This is a genomic window from Pseudomonas sp. HN2-3 (assembly GCF_020691745.1).
Taxonomy (GTDB): domain Bacteria; phylum Pseudomonadota; class Gammaproteobacteria; order Pseudomonadales; family Pseudomonadaceae; genus Aquipseudomonas; species Aquipseudomonas capeferrum.
Window position 1 is genome coordinate 4649011 of the sequence record NZ_CP085704.1, and the last position, 16229, is coordinate 4665239.

18 protein-coding genes are annotated in these 16229 nt (G+C 60.8%); 12 read left to right on the forward strand and 6 right to left on the reverse strand.

The genetic code is table 11. The features are described 5' to 3' along the window. Positions 1-68: 68 nt before the first annotated feature. The 7 genes from metG (at position 69) to LJX93_RS21110 (ending at position 5755) form a co-directional block, all read left to right on the forward strand. The gene (gene metG / locus LJX93_RS21080) at positions 69-2114 is read left to right on the forward strand and encodes a methionine--tRNA ligase (RefSeq protein WP_033702657.1); all 2046 of its coding nucleotides are present in this window, start codon (positions 69-71) and stop codon (positions 2112-2114) included. Between the two features lie 87 nt (positions 2115-2201). Next, positions 2202-2750: an Rnf-Nqr domain containing protein gene (locus LJX93_RS21085; RefSeq protein ID WP_033702989.1), complete on the forward strand. Its 549-nt coding sequence runs from the start codon at positions 2202-2204 to the stop codon at positions 2748-2750. Beyond that, the gene (locus LJX93_RS21090; protein WP_227696395.1) at positions 2747-3715 is read left to right on the forward strand and encodes an RnfABCDGE type electron transport complex subunit D; all 969 of its coding nucleotides are present in this window, start codon (positions 2747-2749) and stop codon (positions 3713-3715) included. The genes LJX93_RS21085 and LJX93_RS21090 overlap by 4 nt, the downstream gene beginning before the upstream one ends. An 8-nt stretch (positions 3716-3723) precedes the next feature. Then, complete coding sequence (locus LJX93_RS21095; protein WP_413787251.1) at positions 3724-4314, forward strand: RnfABCDGE type electron transport complex subunit G; 591 nt, start codon at positions 3724-3726, stop codon at positions 4312-4314. Beyond that, positions 4307-4831: an Rnf-Nqr domain containing protein gene (locus tag LJX93_RS21100; RefSeq protein ID WP_033702660.1), complete on the forward strand. Its 525-nt coding sequence runs from the start codon at positions 4307-4309 to the stop codon at positions 4829-4831. The genes LJX93_RS21095 and LJX93_RS21100 overlap by 8 nt, the downstream gene beginning before the upstream one ends. Before the next feature lie 4 nt (positions 4832-4835). Beyond that, on the forward strand, positions 4836-5474 hold the full coding sequence (gene nth / locus LJX93_RS21105; RefSeq protein ID WP_033702661.1) for an endonuclease III: 639 nt from the start codon (positions 4836-4838) through the stop codon (positions 5472-5474). A 104-nt stretch (positions 5475-5578) separates the two neighbouring features. Continuing rightward, positions 5579-5755 carry a PA3496 family putative envelope integrity protein gene (locus LJX93_RS21110; RefSeq protein ID WP_033702662.1) on the forward strand — a complete coding sequence of 59 codons (177 nt, stop codon included), beginning with the start codon at positions 5579-5581 and terminating at the stop codon, positions 5753-5755. A gap of 45 nt (positions 5756-5800) precedes the next feature. On the opposite strand, the gene LJX93_RS21115 is transcribed toward LJX93_RS21110, so the two are convergent. Then, positions 5801-6427: a response regulator transcription factor gene (locus LJX93_RS21115; RefSeq protein WP_033702663.1), complete on the reverse strand. Its 627-nt coding sequence runs from the start codon at positions 6425-6427 to the stop codon at positions 5801-5803. A 369-nt stretch (positions 6428-6796) separates the two neighbouring features. Here LJX93_RS21115 and LJX93_RS21120 point away from each other — a divergent pair, with 369 nt between their 5' ends. Next, entirely contained in the window at positions 6797-7240 is a 444-nt protein-coding gene (locus tag LJX93_RS21120; RefSeq protein ID WP_033702664.1) for a hypothetical protein, read from the forward strand. Between the two features lie 70 nt (positions 7241-7310). Here LJX93_RS21120 and LJX93_RS21125 read toward each other — a convergent pair whose 3' ends face one another. Together LJX93_RS21125 and LJX93_RS21130 are read right to left on the reverse strand one after the other, a co-directional pair. Continuing rightward, the gene (locus LJX93_RS21125; RefSeq protein WP_033702665.1) at positions 7311-8528 is read right to left on the reverse strand and encodes an argininosuccinate synthase; all 1218 of its coding nucleotides are present in this window, start codon (positions 8526-8528) and stop codon (positions 7311-7313) included. A gap of 169 nt (positions 8529-8697) precedes the next feature. Beyond that, positions 8698-9663: a flagellar protein MotY gene (locus LJX93_RS21130; RefSeq protein WP_033702666.1), complete on the reverse strand. Its 966-nt coding sequence runs from the start codon at positions 9661-9663 to the stop codon at positions 8698-8700. Between the two features lie 130 nt (positions 9664-9793). Between LJX93_RS21130 and pyrC the strand changes: the two genes are divergently transcribed. Then, entirely contained in the window at positions 9794-10840 is a 1047-nt protein-coding gene (pyrC, locus tag LJX93_RS21135) for a dihydroorotase (protein WP_033702667.1), read from the forward strand. A gap of 59 nt (positions 10841-10899) precedes the next feature. Beyond that, positions 10900-11511, forward strand: coding sequence for a ribonuclease T (gene rnt, locus LJX93_RS21140; RefSeq protein ID WP_371097688.1), 612 nt, complete (start codon positions 10900-10902; stop codon positions 11509-11511). 149 nt (positions 11512-11660) lie between these two features. Here rnt and LJX93_RS21145 read toward each other — a convergent pair whose 3' ends face one another. After that, positions 11661-12263 carry a peroxiredoxin gene (locus LJX93_RS21145; protein WP_033702669.1) on the reverse strand — a complete coding sequence of 201 codons (603 nt, stop codon included), beginning with the start codon at positions 12261-12263 and terminating at the stop codon, positions 11661-11663. A 213-nt stretch (positions 12264-12476) separates the two neighbouring features. Here LJX93_RS21145 and LJX93_RS21150 point away from each other — a divergent pair, with 213 nt between their 5' ends. Together LJX93_RS21150 and bfr are read left to right on the forward strand one after the other, a co-directional pair. Then, positions 12477-12695, forward strand: a complete 219-nt coding sequence (locus tag LJX93_RS21150; protein WP_095064234.1) for a bacterioferritin-associated ferredoxin — start codon at positions 12477-12479, stop codon at positions 12693-12695. 201 nt (positions 12696-12896) lie between these two features. Continuing rightward, positions 12897-13370: a bacterioferritin gene (bfr, locus tag LJX93_RS21155; RefSeq protein WP_027594191.1), complete on the forward strand. Its 474-nt coding sequence runs from the start codon at positions 12897-12899 to the stop codon at positions 13368-13370. Positions 13371-13427: 57 nt separating this feature from the next. Here bfr and grxD read toward each other — a convergent pair whose 3' ends face one another. Continuing rightward, on the reverse strand, positions 13428-13763 hold the full coding sequence (gene grxD / locus LJX93_RS21160; RefSeq protein WP_033702671.1) for a Grx4 family monothiol glutaredoxin: 336 nt from the start codon (positions 13761-13763) through the stop codon (positions 13428-13430). Positions 13764-13854: 91 nt separating this feature from the next. After that, complete coding sequence (locus LJX93_RS21165) at positions 13855-15963, reverse strand: molybdopterin oxidoreductase family protein (RefSeq protein ID WP_227696397.1); 2109 nt, start codon at positions 15961-15963, stop codon at positions 13855-13857. Positions 15964-16229 lie beyond the last annotated feature (266 nt).

Sequence of the window (16229 nt, forward strand, 5' to 3'; positions counted from 1 at the left end):
CGCCAGCCCTTTATAGTGGCCGATCACCCTCATTTTTACCCCGTAGCCAGATAAGTAGCCGAGCCACCATGTCCGAGCCACGTCAGATTCTCGTCACCAGCGCCTTGCCCTATGCCAATGGATCAATCCATCTTGGCCATATGCTCGAGTACATCCAGACAGACATGTGGGTCCGCTTCCAGAAGCTACGCGGCAACCAGTGCATCTACGTCTGCGCCGACGACGCCCACGGCTCGGCCATCATGCTGCGCGCCGAAAAGGAAGGCATCACGCCCGAACAGCTGATCGCCAACGTCCAGGCCGAGCACAGCGGCGACTTCGCCGATTTCCTGGTGGACTTCGACAACTTCCACTCGACCCACAGCGAAGAGAACCGCGAGCTGTCCGGCCTGATCTACACGCGCCTGCGTGAGGCCGGGCACATTGCCACCCGTTCGGTGACCCAGTATTTCGACCCTGAAAAGGGCATGTTCCTGGCCGACCGCTTCATCAAGGGCACCTGCCCCAAATGCGCGGCCGAAGACCAGTACGGCGACAACTGCGAAAAGTGCGGCGCCACCTACGCCCCCACCGAGCTGAAGAACCCCAAGTCGGCCATCTCCGGTGCCACCCCGGTGCTGCGTGATTCCCAGCACTTCTTCTTCAAGCTGCCCGACTTCCAGGCGATGCTGCAGCAGTGGACCCGCAGCGGCACCTTGCAGGAGGCCGTCGCCAACAAGCTCGCCGAATGGCTGGACTCGGGCCTGCAGGAGTGGGACATCTCCCGCGATGCGCCGTACTTCGGCTTCGAGATCCCGGGCGAGCCGGGCAAATACTTCTACGTCTGGCTGGATGCGCCAATCGGCTACATGGCCAGCTTCAAGAACCTCTGCGCGCGCCGCCCGGAGCTGGACTTCGATGCGTTCTGGAAAGAAGACTCCACTGCCGAGCTGTACCACTTCATCGGCAAGGACATCGTCAACTTCCACGCATTGTTCTGGCCAGCCATGCTCGAAGGCGCGGGTTTCCGCAAGCCAACCGCAGTCAACGTGCACGGCTACCTGACCGTCAACGGCGCCAAGATGTCCAAGTCGCGCGGCACCTTCATCAAGGCGCGCACCTACCTGGACCACCTGCAACCGGAATACCTGCGCTACTACTACGCGGCCAAACTGGGCCGTGGCGTAGATGACCTGGACCTGAACCTGGAAGACTTCGTGCAGAAGGTCAACTCCGACCTGGTCGGCAAGGTGGTCAATATCGCCAGCCGTTGCGCAGGCTTCATTCACAAAGGCAACGAAGGTGTGATGGTGGCCGGCGATGCCGCACCTGAGCTGACCGAGGCCTTCCTGGCCGCCGCACCGTCCATTGCCGAGGCCTACGAGAGCCGCGACTTCGCCCGTGCGATGCGCGAAATCATGGCCCTGGCCGACCGCGCCAACGCCTGGATCGCCGAAAAGGCCCCTTGGTCGCTGGCCAAGCAGGAAGGCAAGCAGGACGAGGTGCAAGCCATCTGCGCTCAGGGCGTAAACCTGTTCCGCCAGTTGGTGATCTTCCTCAAACCGGTACTGCCGTTACTGGCTGCCGACGCCGAGGCCTTCCTCAATGTCGCGCCGCTGACCTGGAACGACCACCAGTCGCGCCTGGAAAACCACCGCCTGAACGCTTTCAAGGCACTGATGAGCCGCATCGAACCGGCCAAGGTCGAAGCCATGGTCGCCGCGAGCAAGGAAGACTTGCTGGCTGCTGCCGGCCAGGCCCAGGCCCCGGCCGGCAATGGCGAGCTGACCAAGGAGCCGCTGTCGGCGGAAATCGAGTTCGACACCTTTGCCGCCGTCGACTTGCGCGTGGCCCTGATCGTCAAGGCCGAGGCCGTCGCAGGTGCCGACAAGTTGCTGCAACTGACACTGGACATCGGTGACGAACGCCGCAACGTGTTCTCCGGTATCAAGTCGGCCTACCCCGACCCCTCCAAGCTGGAAGGCCGCCTGACCATGATGGTAGCCAACCTCAAGCCTCGCAAGATGCGCTTTGGCGTGTCCGAAGGCATGGTCATGGCTGCCGGCCCTGGCGGTGAAGAGATCTACCTGCTCAGCCCCGACAGCGGCGCCAAACCAGGCCAGCGCATCAAGTAAGCCCCCTGCCCCGGCCTCAGTGCCGGGGCAGTTCCATCCCCCGCTGAATGCCGGACAATCGCTGTGATTCCCGGCTATCGTCAGTTCATGAGTGACTACATTCTGGTTCTGGTCAGCGCCACGCTGGTCAATCATCTGTGCTTGGCGCAACAGCCGACTTCCCGGCTGCGCTTGCATGTGCTCGGGCTGGCCTGCGCCTTGGCCATCGTGCTGGGGCTGATTGGCGCCCACCTGCTGAGGTGGCTGGTGCTCGACCCTTGGCAACTTCACGAACTGAGCCTGTTCCTGTTGCTGCCCTGGCTGGCGCTTCTGGCCTTCGGCATCCCCTGGGCACTGGCAAGGCTGCGCCCTGCTTGGCCGGTGGCTGACCTGCCCACACTGCTGCTGTGCAACGCCAGCGTGCTGGGCCTGGCGCTGCAAGGGGCAGGTGACGGCAATGCCTGGTCGGCAACACTGACCAAAGGCCTGCTGGCAGGCGCAGGCTTGTGGCTTGCTCTGGTTCTTTTCGCCGACTTGCGCCAGCGCAGCGCGCAGGCCGACATCCCAGTCGCCCTGCGCGGCCTGCCCATAGAGCTGCTTGGCGCCGGAGTGATGGCCATGGCGTTTTCCGGCTTCAACGGACTCTTTGCGCAATGAAGCCCGACCCCCGCCTGCGCACGAGCATGGCCCTGGTGCTACTGGCCTGCCTCCCCGGTTTGCTGACACTACTGTGGCAGCAGGGCTGGGGGCTGCTGTGCAACCTGCTGCTATGCGCCAGTGCAGCGCTGCTCTGTGAAACACTGATATTGAAGCTGCGTGGCGAGCCCGTCAGCCTGGCACTGACCGACGGCAGTGCACTGGTGACCGCCGTGCTACTGACGGCGGCGTTGCCCACCCTGGCCCCTTGGTGGCTGCCCATGATCGCCGCTGGCACGGCTATCGGCATCGGTAAACAGGCCTTTGGCGGGGTCGGCCGCAACCTGTTCAACCCGGCCATGCTGGGCTATGCCTTCGTGTTGCTGAGCTTTCCCTCACAGATGAACCATTGGCCAGGTCAGCCGGCTGGCTTGTTCGAGACCCTGCAGCAGGTATTTGGCGGCGCCGAGCACATCGATGCCTGGGCCCAGCCGACCCTACTCGATGGCCTGCGCCATAACCGCAGCCTGACCGTTGATGAATTGTTCGCCACCCACCCGGGCTTCGGCAATATCGGCGGGCGCGGCGCGGAATGGGCCAACCTGGCGTTTTTGCTGGGTGGGCTGTTTCTCTTGCAGCGCAAGGTGTTCAGCTGGCATGCGCCAGCAGGTTTGCTGGCGGGGTTGTCGCTGTTCAGCCTGCTGGCCTGGAACGGCTCAGGCTCGGACTCCAATGGCTCCCCCTTGCTGCACCTGTTTTCTGGCTCGACCATGCTCGCCGCTTTTTTCATCGCCACCGAGCCTGTCTCCGGCCCCAGGAGCGATTGGGCCAAGCTGGTGTTCGGCTTTGCTGTGGGCCTGTTGATCTACCTGATCCGCACCTGGGGCAGTTACCCCGACGGCACGGCGTTCGCCATTCTGCTGATGAACCTTGCAGTCCCCAGCCTTGAACGGCTTGCCTCGCGCCGCCAGCAGGCTGCCCGGTGAGCCCCCATATGCGCACGGCAGGGTTGCTGCTGGTGACTGCGGTACTGGCATTGTCGACCACGCTGATCTGGCGCGAGTGGACCCTCCCCGCCGTCAGCCAAGCCGAAAAGCAGCTGCAGAGCCGTCAGAGGCTCGCCGTCCTGCCGGAGGGCAGTTACGACAACCTGCCGTTGGATACCCCACTGCCAAGGCCTGCCTCGCATCGCCCGCACAGTCGCATCGTGGCGGCCTACCGGGCTACGCTGGCGGGTAAGCCTGCGGCCATCGTCCTGGTGACCCAGGCCCAAGGCTATGCCGGGCCAGTGGTGCTAAGCATCGCCATCGCCCCTGATGGGCGACTGATCGGTAGCCAGGTGGTCGAACAGCAGGAAAGCCCCGGGCTCGGTGGTCGCCTTGCCGACCCGCAAGTGAACTGGCTGAAGCAATTTGCCAATCGCCGCCTGAGTGATCACTGGGCATTGAAGCGTGACCAGGGCGATTTCGACCAACTCGCAGGCGCAACAGTGACCTCGCGGGCAGTTATCGAGGCATTGCAAGATGCCCTGGTCTATTTCGATGAACATCGCCACGACCTCCTTGGGGACCCTGCCGATGAATAAGGGCTACTTGCTGGCCGCCAGCCTTGCCCCTCTTCTGGGAGCCACGCAAACGTTGCTCTTGGCCGCAGCCCTAGGTGCGTGCGCGGTGATGATGATCGGCCTGCATCAAGTAGTGCTGGTGCCGTTGCGCAACCGCCTGAAAGGCGCCGCACACATGCTGGCAAGCCTGCTGTTATTGGCGGCCCTGGCCAGTTGCCTGCAATTGGCCCTGTGGGCCTGGCTGCTGCCGGTAGCACTGCTGCTGGGCCCGTACCCTGCGCTACTGTGCCTGCCGTGCCTGGTAGCAGACTATCTGCTGCCACATGAAGGGCGTTGGCGCTCACTGTTGTTGAATCTGGCTGGCCTGCTGGCCGCCTGCCTGCTGCTCGGCGCCTGCCGCCAATGGCTGGCCGAAGGGCTGGGCCTGCACCTTGCCAGCCTCGCCCCTGGCGCGCTGCTACTGCTCGGACTGCTGTTGGCCTTGTACAATCACCTGCGTCCGGGCACCGCCCACCCACGTCGTCAAGGAAAGCGCTGATTCCATGAATGCCGCAAAACGCCTGGAGATCTTTCGCAGGCTGCACGAAGACAACCCCGACCCGAAAACGGAACTGGCCTATACCACACCGTTCGAACTGCTCGTCGCCGTCACGCTTTCAGCGCAATCCACTGACGTAGGCGTGAACAAGGCCACCGCTCGCCTGTTCCCCGTGGCCAATACGCCGGAAGCGATCTACGCCCTGGGCGTCGAAGGGCTGAGCGCATACATCAAGACCATCGGGCTCTATAACAGCAAAGCCAAGAACGTGATCGAGGCCTGCCGACTGCTGATCGAGCGCCATGACAGCCAGGTGCCAGAAACCCGGGAAGCCCTTGAAGCGCTGCCTGGCGTTGGGCGCAAGACTGCCAACGTGGTACTCAACACGGCGTTCCGGCAGCCAACCATGGCGGTGGACACGCACATTTTCAGGGTCAGTAATCGCACCGGCATTGCACCCGGCAAAACGGTGCTTGAGGTCGAGAAGAAGCTGGTCAAGTTTGTACCCAAGGACTACCTGCTCGATGCCCACCACTGGCTCATCCTGCATGGGCGCTACGTATGCCAGGCACGCAAGCCCAGGTGCGGGAGCTGTCGGATCGAAGACCTCTGCGAATACAAGCAGAAGACGTCTGACGATTGAGCCGATAGCGAAAAACCACCCGGCACGATTGAAAAAATCTTTTTTACCAGCGTCAGCTTTCTGGTTATAAGGACGGCCAATGGCCCCTTGGCTTGGAGCGACTCATGAGTGCCGATAAAGACGACCTGTCAATCGAAGATGATTTTGTTGCCGTGGATGATGAAGCGGAGCCGCAGGTAGAAACTGCAAAGACCAACCTGAGCAAACGCCGCACGATCGACAACCTGCTGGAAGAGCGGCGCCTGCAGAAACAACTGGCCGATTTCGACTACGATCTGTAGCTTTTTTTGCAAAGCCTCCCTCAGGGAGGCTTTGCATGCTGGCGGTCAGTTAAGCCCGTGGCGCTGAGCCAGTTCGATCAGGTCTACCAACGACCTGGCGTTCAGCTTGAGCAGCAAGCGTGACTTGTAAGTGCTGACGGTCTTGTTGCTGAGGAACATGCTGTCGGCAATTTCCTTGTTGGATCGCCCGCGCGACAGCTGCTGTAAAACGGTCATTTCCCGGGCCGAGAGGCGGTTGACCATATCCGTCTCGCTGCCACCACTGCCCCTGCCCCGTGACGCATGCAAGGCCTGGTTGGGGAAGTAGCTGTAGCCTGACAGCACGGCCTTGATGGCGCTTAGCAGCTCGGTCAACTCCTGTTGTTTGCACACATACCCCGCCGCCCCCGCCTGCATGCAACGCATCGAGAAGTTACCAGGCACCTGCGAGGTCAGCACCAACACTTTGCTGCCTGGGCTGAAGGCTGCCATGCGGGCGATGACTTCAAGGCCATCGAGTTTTGGAATACCGATATCGAGCACCACGATATCCGGTAGGTGTTCACGCGTCAGTTGCAAGGCGGCCACGCCGTTATCGGTTTCCGCAACGACGTCGTACCCGTGCCGCTCCATCAGCATGCGCACGGCCAGGCGTATAACCGGATGATCATCCACGATAAGGACTTTATTCATGCGATATCCATTCATTATTGATTTTTGCTGTGGCACGCCACGATAACCGACAGAACGCTTCAGGGTGCAACGATTTGCCAGTGAAACTCATGAATAGAGAAAACTTACAACACTTGCAGAAATTTCCTACAAAAGCATGTGCAGAGCCAACCGTGAAACTTAATGATCCGCAATTAAAACCTATCATCGCTCCAATCGACATGACCAGCTGAAAACGAACCTTCGCGTGCAGATTATTCCACTTCACAGGCGCTGAAAAAACCAGGCTTAACAGGTATTCAAAGACAATTCTCAACCGGGAAACAATCCAATCTTTAGTTGAGCGCCCGCGTAGAGTAATGATGAACAAAACCGCAGGAGACAGCCCTCATGCCCGAAGCACAACCTGTCGCCCCGCTGACGATCATTGCCATCTTCGCGGGGATTATCGAAGCATCCGCCCTTGCGACACTGCCGTTCCTCAGCGAATCCAGCCAGAGCCTCTATACATGGTTCCTGGTGGGCTTTCCGTTTTTCCTTACAGCGCTGTTCTTTTTGACGTTAAACTTCAATTACAAGTCGTTTTATAATCCTGTATCAAGCAAAACAACCAGCGACAGCCCCACCGCGACGGTCACGGAAGTACCCGAGCCTATTACCGTTATCTTCTCCGGCCCAGATGCCCAGCCCATGCTGGAACAGCAAGTCCGCCTTGCCCTCGCGCAATCGCCTGAACCCGCGCACCGCTGGCGCTTCTGTAATCTCGAGAAAAACCAATGCGCAAGGCTGTCGGTCTGCACCCTCGAGCAAGATGCCGCCAATCTCAGGGGATGACGACCCGCTGGATGTCGACGCAAAAAAAAACCCCGGCCTGAGCCGGGGTTCGTGCGATGCGTGCCAGTACTCAGAGCAACGAACGGCCCTTGTTGGCGGCAATGCGCATACGCAGCGCATTGAGCTTGATGAAGCCGGCAGCGTCCGCCTGGTTGTAGGCGCCGCCATCTTCCTCGAAGGTCGCAATGTTGGCATCGAACAGCGAGTCGTCCGACTTGCGGCCAACCACGGTGACATTGCCTTTGTACAGCTTCAGGCGTACCACGCCATTCACGTTGACCTGCGACGCGTCGATCATCTGCTGCAGCATCACACGCTCCGGGCTCCACCAGTAACCGGTGTAGATCAGGCTGGCATACTTCGGCATCAGCTCATCTTTCAAGTGAGCGACTTCACGGTCCAGGGTGATCGACTCGATCGCACGGTGGGCGCGCAGCATGATGGTGCCGCCAGGGGTTTCGTAGCAGCCACGAGACTTCATGCCGACGTAACGGTTCTCGACGATGTCCAGACGGCCGATGCCGTTGGCACCACCGATGCGGTTCAGGTCGGCCAGAACGGTGGCCGGGGACTTCTCGACACCATCGATGGCGACGATGTCACCGTTGAGGTAAGTCAGCTCGATATAAGTAGCCTGGTCCGGGGCGTTCTCCGGAGAGACGCTCCAGCGCCACATGTCTTCCTCGTGCTCGGTCCAGGTATCTTCCAGGACACCGCCTTCGTAGGAGATGTGCAGCAGGTTGGCGTCCATCGAGTACGGCGACTTCTTCTTGCCGTGACGCTCGATCGGGATGCCATGCTTCTCGGCGTAGTCCATCAGCTTCTCGCGGGACAGCAGGTCCCACTCACGCCAAGGGGCGATGACCTTGACGCCCGGCTTGAGCGCATAGGCACCCAGCTCGAAACGAACCTGGTCATTGCCTTTACCGGTTGCACCATGGGAAATGGCGTCAGCACCGGTTTCGTTGGCGATTTCGATCAGGCGCTTGGCGATCAGCGGACGGGCGATGGAGGTACCCAGCAGGTACTCGCCTTCGTAGACGGTGTTGGCGCGGAACATCGGGAACACGAAGTCACGCACGAATTCTTCGCGCAGGTCGTCGATGTAGATCTCTTTCACACCCATTGCCTGTGCCTTGGCACGGGCCGGCTCGACCTCTTCGCCCTGACCCAGGTCAGCGGTGAAGGTCACCACTTCGCAGTTGTAGGTATCCTGCAGCCACTTGAGAATCACCGAAGTATCAAGGCCGCCGGAATACGCCAGTACGACCTTATTTACGTCCGCCATGCCATCACTCCACGGGGTTGTACGGAAAGGGGTCGATTCTAACGGCGTTATGGAAAAATTTACAGTGGGGCGACAGCTTCTGACGACAAAGCGACAGTAATTGTCGATGGCGCGACGTCTGTCGGGCGCTATGGGACGGCTGCGAGGGGGCGCGCCGCCCATCTCACTTTCAGGGCACTTTCGCACCCGGTGCGGGGGACGCCGGCGCGGCAATAGGCGGACTGGCAGCAGCAGGCAGCTGTACAGGTTTTTCCACCGGCTTCTCGACGGGTGTCTCAGCGACTGCAACCCGATCCAGTTCGATATTCACCCGTCGATTGCGCGCCCGGTTGGCAGCACTGTTGTTCTTCGCCAGCGGATACCGCTCGCCGTGGAAGCGCACGGTGATCTGCGCCTCCGGCACGCCATGGGCTTTGAAATAGTCCGCCACCGTCATCGCCCTGCGCCGGGATAAATCACGGTTGGTCAGGCGGTTGCCGCTGTTGTCGGAATGGCCGTTGAGCTCGATGTGATTAACCGTCGGGTCGGCCTTGATATAGTCAAGAACCACATCCAGCCGTGCCTTGGCCGAATCGTCAAGTTCGATGCCACCGCCAGGGAAACCCACCTGAGTCTGGCGAACCTGGTCATAGTTCATCGCCAGCAACTTGCTGGCACACACCTGGTAGTCGCCATAGGCCTTGGCGAAACTGACCGGCAACACCCGCACTTCCATGGCCCGGCCCGCTTCGCCGGTGTAGTTGCGTACCACCGTGCTGCGCCCATCGAGCAGACCATTGATCAGGCGGCTGGCCTGACCCTGGGACGAGCTGAACAGCACGCCCGTGCGCGCCATGCGCACGGTGCCCAGGTTGATGTCACCGCGCCCAGGCTGCCAGGGCGCCGCCGCCGCCAGCAGTGTGGCAGGCCCGGCCCCCAGCACATTGCTGTGCGAGCGCAGTTGGAACACCGGCTGCTCACCTGCCCGGCGCACGAATTCGCCACTGCCAAAACCGTCGATCGGCTGGATCAGACGGCACTCGAACTGGTCGCCCTCGACTTGCCAGGCAATGTTCTCCATGCGCGTCTGGAAAGTCAGTGCACCGGCCGGCAGGCTGGCGAACAGGGTGAACATGGCTAGGTAACGCTGGCGCACGGGCGGCTCCACAAATTCTGACGGCTTACCTGCAGGGTATCGGACGCCGTCCGAAAAACTTGATAGCCGTGCTCGGGCCAGGGTTTTCCGGTAGCATTGGGCCTTGAGTTCGACCCGCCTGGAATCCCCAATGTCCGATCGCCTGACCCTCCTGCGTCCCGACGACTGGCACATCCATCTGCGCGATGGTGCCGTCCTGCCCCATACCGTTGGTGATGTGGCGCGTACCTTCGCCCGTGCCATCATCATGCCCAACCTCGTACCGCCGGTGCGCAATGCCGTCGAAGCCGGTGCCTACCGTGAGCGCATCCTCAATGCGCGTCCGGCCGGCAGCCGCTTCGAACCGCTGATGGTGCTTTACCTCACCGACCGCACCAGCCCCGAGGACATCCGCGCGGCCAAGGCCAGCGGTATCGTGTATGCCGCCAAGCTGTACCCGGCCGGCGCCACGACAAACTCCGATTCAGGCGTGACCAGCATCGACAACATCTTCCCCGCCATCGAAGCGCTGGCCGAAGTCGGCATGCCACTGTTGGTGCACGGTGAAGTGACGCGTAGCGAGATCGATGTCTTCGATCGCGAAAAGCGCTTCATCGACGAACACATGCGTCGCGTGGTCGAACGCTTCCCGACGCTCAAGGTGGTGTTCGAGCACATCACCACCAGCGATGCCGCGCAGTTCGTCAGCGAAGCGCCGGCCAACGTCGGCGCGACCATTACCGCCCAGCACCTGTTGTACAACCGCAACCACATGCTGGTGGGCGGCATCCGCCCGCACTTCTACTGCCTGCCGATCCTCAAGCGCAACACCCACCAGGTGGCGCTGCTGGACGCGGCCACCAGTGGCAACCCGAAATTCTTCCTCGGCACTGACTCGGCCCCTCACGCCCGTCACGCCAAGGAAGCCGCCTGCGGTTGCGCCGGTTGCTACACCGCTTATGCGGCCATCGAGATGTACGCCGAAGCGTTCGAGCAGCGCAATGCGCTGGACAAGCTGGAAGGCTTTGCCAGCCTGCACGGCCCGGCATTCTATGGCCTGCCGGCGAACACCGACACCATCACCCTGGTCCGTGAAGAGTGGACCGCACCAGAAAGCCTGCCGTTCGGCGAGCAGACGGTGATACCGCTGCGCGCTGGCGAGAAGCTGCGCTGGCGCCTGCTGGAGGAAAACGCGTGAGCGAAGACCTCTACGAAGACGATCAGGACAGCCAGGCCGGGGGTGGCTCGCGCCACCCGATGGCAGAGCGCTTCCGTGGCTACTTGCCGGTGGTGGTGGATGTCGAGACCGGCGGCTTCAATAGTGCCACCGACGCCCTGCTGGAAATCGCCGCCGTCACCATCGGCATGGACGAGAAGGGCTTCCTGTTCCCCGAACACACCTACTTCCACCGGGTTGAGCCGTTCGAAGGGGCCAATATCGAGGCGGCCGCGCTGGAGTTCACCGGCATCAAGCTGGACCACCCGCTGCGCATGGCAGTGAGTGAAGAAAGCGCGTTGACCGATATCTTCCGAGGCGTGCGCAAGGCGCTCAAGGCCAACGGCTGCAAGCGGGCCATCCTGGTCGGCCACAACAGCAGCTTCGACTTGGGCTTCCTTAACGCTGCGGTCAACCGCAACGACCTCAAGCGCAACCCCTTCCACCCGTTTTCCAGCTTCGATACCGCCACCCTCGCCGGCCTGGCGTATGGCCAGACCGTGCTGGCGCGGGCCTGCCAGAGCGCCGACATCGACTTTGATGGGCGTGAAGCGCATTCGGCGCGTTACGACACCGAGAAGACGGCCGAGCTGTTCTGCGGCATCGTCAACCGCTGGAAAGAAATGGGCGGCTGGCGCGATTTCAACGACTAAGCAGCCACAAGCTTCAAGCAGCAAGAAAGGGCAGACAGCACACGCTCGGTTTTTCTTGAAGCTTGCAGCTTGCAGCTTGCAGCTTGCAGCTAGAAACTTGAAACAAAAAAAACCGGCCACGAAGGCCGGTTTTTTTATGCGCGCGGCAATTACAGCTTGCCAGCGTTCTCGCTCAGGTAAGCAGCAACGCCTTCTGGCGAAGCGTTCATGCCTTTGTCGCCTTTTTTCCAGTTGGCAGGGCAGACTTCGCCGTGCTCTTCGTGGAACTGCAGGGCATCGACCAGACGCAGCAGCTCGTCCATGTTACGGCCCAGTGGCAGGTCGTTGACGATCTGCGAACGGACCACACCGTTGGTGTCGATCAGGAAGGCGCCACGGAAGGCCACGCCGCCTTCGGACTCAACGTCGTAGGCCTTGCAGATTTCATGGGTGATGTCGGCAGCCAAGGTGTACTTGACCTGGCCGATACCGCCGTTGTTGACCGGGGTGTTACGCCAGGCGTTGTGGGTGAAGTGCGAGTCGATCGAAACGCCGATCACTTCCACGTTGCGGGCCTGGAAGTCAGGGATGCGGTTGTCCAGGGCAATCAGCTCGGACGGGCAGACGAAGGTGAAGTCCAGCGGGTAGAAGAACACCAGGCCGTACTTGCCCTTGATGGCCGAGGCCAGGTTGAAGCTGTCGACGATTTCGCCGTTGCCCAGCACAGCCGGAACGGTGAAATCGGGGGCTTGTTTACCAACGAGTACGCTCATTGTTATCTCCTGATGAGGGTGAAAAACCGTTTGCCGGGCCAGACGGGCTTGCCCGACATCCAACAAAGGCCGACCATCATACACGGCTTCTCATGACAGACCGAATCCAACCACCGGTCGCTCAAGCACGGCCCTCTCAGAAAGTCTTTTGACAAGCATTCTCATTACGATTAAGCTCCAACCCATCGACTCAACCAGCGATGGTCCGACTTTATGTATGTGTGTCTTTGTGTCGGCGTGACCGACGGACAGATCCGCGATGCGATCTTTGAAGGATGCTGCAGCTACAAGGAAGTTCGAGCCGCGACCAATGTCGCCAGCCAATGTGGCAAATGCGCCTGCCTTGCCAAGCAAGTGGTCCGCGAGACCCTGACCGAGCTTCAGGTCAGCCAGGCCGCCCTGCCCTATCCGGTAGAATTTACCGCTGCCTGAAACCACTCATTTTGAAGAACCGGACCTTGTGTCCGGTTTTTTTATGCCCGAAATTCAATAACTTAGCACTCCAACGCGCTTCACAAACATTCTTATTCCTATTCATTTTCACTTATTATTCAATAACTTAGGTTTGACAGCCCTAAGTATCGGGCTCAAACTTCCCTGTATTGGCACACTTCTACAGGGCAGGAACCCGTCATGAAAGGCGACGTAAGCGTCATCCAGCATCTCAACAAGATCCTCGGAAACGAGCTGGTCGCGATCAACCAGTACTTCCTGCACGCACGCATGTACGAAGATTGGGGCCTGAACAAACTCGGCAAGCACGAGTACAAAGAATCCATCGATGAGATGAAGCACGCTGACAAACTGATCAAGCGTATTCTCTTCCTCGAAGGCATCCCCAACGTGCAGGACCTGGGCAAGCTGCTGATCGGCGAGCACACCAAAGAAATGCTCGAGTGCGACCTGAAGATCGAGCAGAAAGGCCTGATCGACCTGAAAGCCGCCATCGCTCACTGCGAAACCGTCGGCGACTTCGGCTCGCGTGAAATGCTCGAAGACATCCTCGAGTCCGAGGAAGAGCACATCGACTGGCTGGAAACCCAGCTGAGCCTGATCGACAAGATCAGCATCGAGAACTACCTGCAATCGCAGATGGGCGAAGAGTAAAATCGCCGCCCATAAAAAAACCCGCCATGAGCGGGTTTTTTTATGTCTGCGCGAAGATCAGGCTTCAGCAGCCTTTGCCTTGGCAGCAGCGTCCTTGATCAGGGCCTGCAGCTCACCCTTCTCGAACATTTCGAGCATGATGTCGCTACCGCCGACCAGCTCGCCCGCTACCCACAGCTGCGGGAAGGTTGGCCAGTTGGCGTACTTGGGCAGGTTGGCACGGATTTCCGGGTTCTGCAGGATGTCGACGTAGGCGAACTTCTCGCCACAACCCATCACAGCTTGCGATGCCTTGGCCGAGAACCCGCACTGCGGGGCATTCGGCGAGCCTTTCATGTAAAGCAGAATGGTGTTGTTGGCAATCTGCTCTTTGATCGTTTCGATGATATCCATGGAACACCTCGTCTGAACTTTCCGACTCGATGGTCGGCACGGTGACGCATTGTATCGGAAAGCCGAGCGCTGTGCGCGGCCTTGCCATTGCTCAGGCGGCCTCCACGTGCACAGGCACGCCATTGAGGGCGGCATTGCCCGACACCTGATCGCGCAAGCGCTCATCGGTCAGGTCGTTGGCACTGACCCCGGGCTGCCCGTGGGCTATCCGCAATTGCACGCCCTGGCGCCCATGGCCATAGCCGTGCGGCAGGCTGACCACGCCTGGCATCATGTCCGTGCACGCCTGCACCTCGACTTCGAGGGTGCCGGTACGTGAGCGTATGCACACGCGCTGGCCATCGTGCAACTGCCGCTGCTGCAAATCCTCAGGGTGCATCAACAGCTGATGACGCGGCTTGCCTTTGACCAGCCGGTGGAAGTTGTGCATCCACGAGTTGTTGCTGCGCACGTGGCGGCGGCCGATCAGCAACAGCGCGCCAGCAGCCATTGGCGCCTGCCGCGCAAGCCTGGCCAAGTCATCCAGCAACACCTGCGGTGCCGCCTCGATGGCCTGGCTGGCAGTGTTCAGGCGGGCCTGCAGATTGGCGCCTAGCGGGCCCAGGTCGAGCCCGTGGGGGTGCCGATCGAGTGCTTCCAGCGAGAGCTTCCAGGCCGAGCCGTCGCCGTAGCGCCCTTTGCGCAAGGCCCAATCGATCATCTGCGCCGGCGCCAGGGTTGGCTTGAGTTCAAGGGCGGCCCGTTCGGCCAAGGCCTTGGCCAGGCCGACAAAGATCTCCCAGTCATGCAGCGCGCCTTCGGGCTTGGCCAGGATCGCGCGGTTGAAACGGGTCACATTGCGCACCGCCAGCAGGTTGAAGGTGCTGTCGTAGTGATCGTTCTCAAGTGCCGACGTGGACGGCAGGATCAGGTCGGCATGGCGCGTGCTTTCATTGATGTACAGGTCGATGCTGAGCATGAACTCGAGCCCCGCCAGCGCCCCGTCCATTTGCCGACCGTTGGGCGTGGACAGCACAGGGTTGCCCGCCACCGTCACCAAGGCCCGCACCTGCCCGTCACCGGGCGTGAGGATTTCTTCGGCCAAGGCGGCGACCGGCAGCTCGCCAGCGTACTCCGGCAGCCCCGAAACCCGGCTTTGCCAGGCATTGAAGTGCCCGCCCGAGGTACTCGCCACCAGGTCCACCGCAGGCTCGGTACACAAGGCGCCACCCACCCGATCCAGGTTGCCGGTTACCAGGTTGATCAATTGCACCAGCCAATGGCACAGGGTGCCGAAGGCCTGGGTCGAGACGCCCATGCGGCCATAGCAGACCGCCTTGTCGGCTGCCGCAAAATCACGCGCCAGCTGACGGATATCGGCGGCAGCGATGCCGCACAACGGGCTCATGGCGTCGGCGGTGAACAGGGCGAGTGCACTGCGCACCTGATCCAGGCCATTGATCGGCAAGTGTGATCCACGGGTCAGGCCTTCGTCGAACAAGGTATTGAGCAGGCCACTGAGCAATGCAGCATCGCCGCCGGGAAGAATGAACAGGTGCCGGTCGGCCATGGCCGCTGTTTCGCTGCGCCGTGGGTCCACCACCACCAACTGCCCGCCCCGCATACGCAGCGCCTTCAGGCGCTTTTCCACATCAGGCACGGTCATGATGCTGCCATTGGACGCCAGCGGGTTGCCTCCCAGAATCAGCATGAAGTCGGTGTGGTCGATGTCCGGTATCGGCAACAACAGACCGTGGCCGTACATCAGGTGGCTGGTCAGGTGCTGGGGCAACTGGTCCACCGAGGTGGCTGAAAACCGATTGCGGGTCTTCAACAAACCGAGGAAATAGTTGCTGTGGGTCATCAGCCCATAGTTGTGCACGCTCGGGTTGCCTTGATACACCGCCACCGCGTTGCGACCATGCGCCTGCTGGATGCTCCAGAGCTTGTCGGCCGCCAGGGCGAAAGCCTCGTCCCAGCTGACCGCCTGCCAGCGCTCGCCAATCCGACGGTGGGGCTGACGCAGGCGGTCGGGATCGTTCTGGATATCTTGCAGGGCCACTGCCTTGGGGCAGATGTGGCCGCGGCTGAACGGGTCGTCCGGGTCGCCTTTGATCGAGGTGATCAGCGCCTGCCCGTCGTCTTCATGGCTGACTTCTATGTTCAGCCCGCAGATCGCTTCGCACAGGTGACAGGCACGGTGATGCAGGGTCTTGGTCATGGCCGCCTCTGCCTGATGATGGGTCTGATGGCGACTATGCGCCCAGCCGAACGCCCTCGCCAGCGCGCTTCGTGCCATGAATTGCCCGACATCAGGCAAACGATTCGCGACACGCATTTGCCAAATCGCGGGCAAGCCGTGTACAACCTCTGTAGCAAATAAAAAACAGCGCACGCTCAATGGGTAACGACACCCTTTGCAACAGAGCCGCTGTTTCCCCTCTTGGTTTCAGGCGACATTTAATTATAGTATTGCGCCTTTCCCTA

Excerpts from the sequence above, each read along its gene's own strand:
- metG (WP_033702657.1), top strand. The coding sequence starts at position 69 with ATGTCCGAGCCACGTCAGATTCTCGTCACCAGCGCCTTGCCCTATGCC.
- LJX93_RS21085 (WP_033702989.1), top strand. The coding sequence starts at position 2,202 with ATGAGTGACTACATTCTGGTTCTGGTCAGCGCCACGCTGGTCAATCAT.
- LJX93_RS21090 (WP_227696395.1), top strand. The coding sequence starts at position 2,747 with ATGAAGCCCGACCCCCGCCTGCGCACGAGCATGGCCCTGGTGCTACTG.
- LJX93_RS21095 (WP_413787251.1), top strand. The coding sequence starts at position 3,724 with ATGCGCACGGCAGGGTTGCTGCTGGTGACTGCGGTACTGGCATTGTCG.
- LJX93_RS21100 (WP_033702660.1), top strand. The coding sequence starts at position 4,307 with ATGAATAAGGGCTACTTGCTGGCCGCCAGCCTTGCCCCTCTTCTGGGA.
- nth (WP_033702661.1), top strand. The coding sequence starts at position 4,836 with ATGAATGCCGCAAAACGCCTGGAGATCTTTCGCAGGCTGCACGAAGAC.
- LJX93_RS21110 (WP_033702662.1), top strand. The coding sequence starts at position 5,579 with ATGAGTGCCGATAAAGACGACCTGTCAATCGAAGATGATTTTGTTGCC.
- LJX93_RS21115 (WP_033702663.1), bottom strand. The coding sequence starts at position 6,427 with ATGAATAAAGTCCTTATCGTGGATGATCATCCGGTTATACGCCTGGCC.
- LJX93_RS21120 (WP_033702664.1), top strand. The coding sequence starts at position 6,797 with ATGCCCGAAGCACAACCTGTCGCCCCGCTGACGATCATTGCCATCTTC.
- LJX93_RS21125 (WP_033702665.1), bottom strand. The coding sequence starts at position 8,528 with ATGGCGGACGTAAATAAGGTCGTACTGGCGTATTCCGGCGGCCTTGAT.
- pyrC (WP_033702667.1), top strand. The coding sequence starts at position 9,794 with ATGTCCGATCGCCTGACCCTCCTGCGTCCCGACGACTGGCACATCCAT.
- rnt (WP_371097688.1), top strand. The coding sequence starts at position 10,900 with ATGGCAGAGCGCTTCCGTGGCTACTTGCCGGTGGTGGTGGATGTCGAG.
- LJX93_RS21145 (WP_033702669.1), bottom strand. The coding sequence starts at position 12,263 with ATGAGCGTACTCGTTGGTAAACAAGCCCCCGATTTCACCGTTCCGGCT.
- LJX93_RS21150 (WP_095064234.1), top strand. The coding sequence starts at position 12,477 with ATGTATGTGTGTCTTTGTGTCGGCGTGACCGACGGACAGATCCGCGAT.
- bfr (WP_027594191.1), top strand. The coding sequence starts at position 12,897 with ATGAAAGGCGACGTAAGCGTCATCCAGCATCTCAACAAGATCCTCGGA.
- grxD (WP_033702671.1), bottom strand. The coding sequence starts at position 13,763 with ATGGATATCATCGAAACGATCAAAGAGCAGATTGCCAACAACACCATT.
- LJX93_RS21165 (WP_227696397.1), bottom strand. The coding sequence starts at position 15,963 with ATGACCAAGACCCTGCATCACCGTGCCTGTCACCTGTGCGAAGCGATC.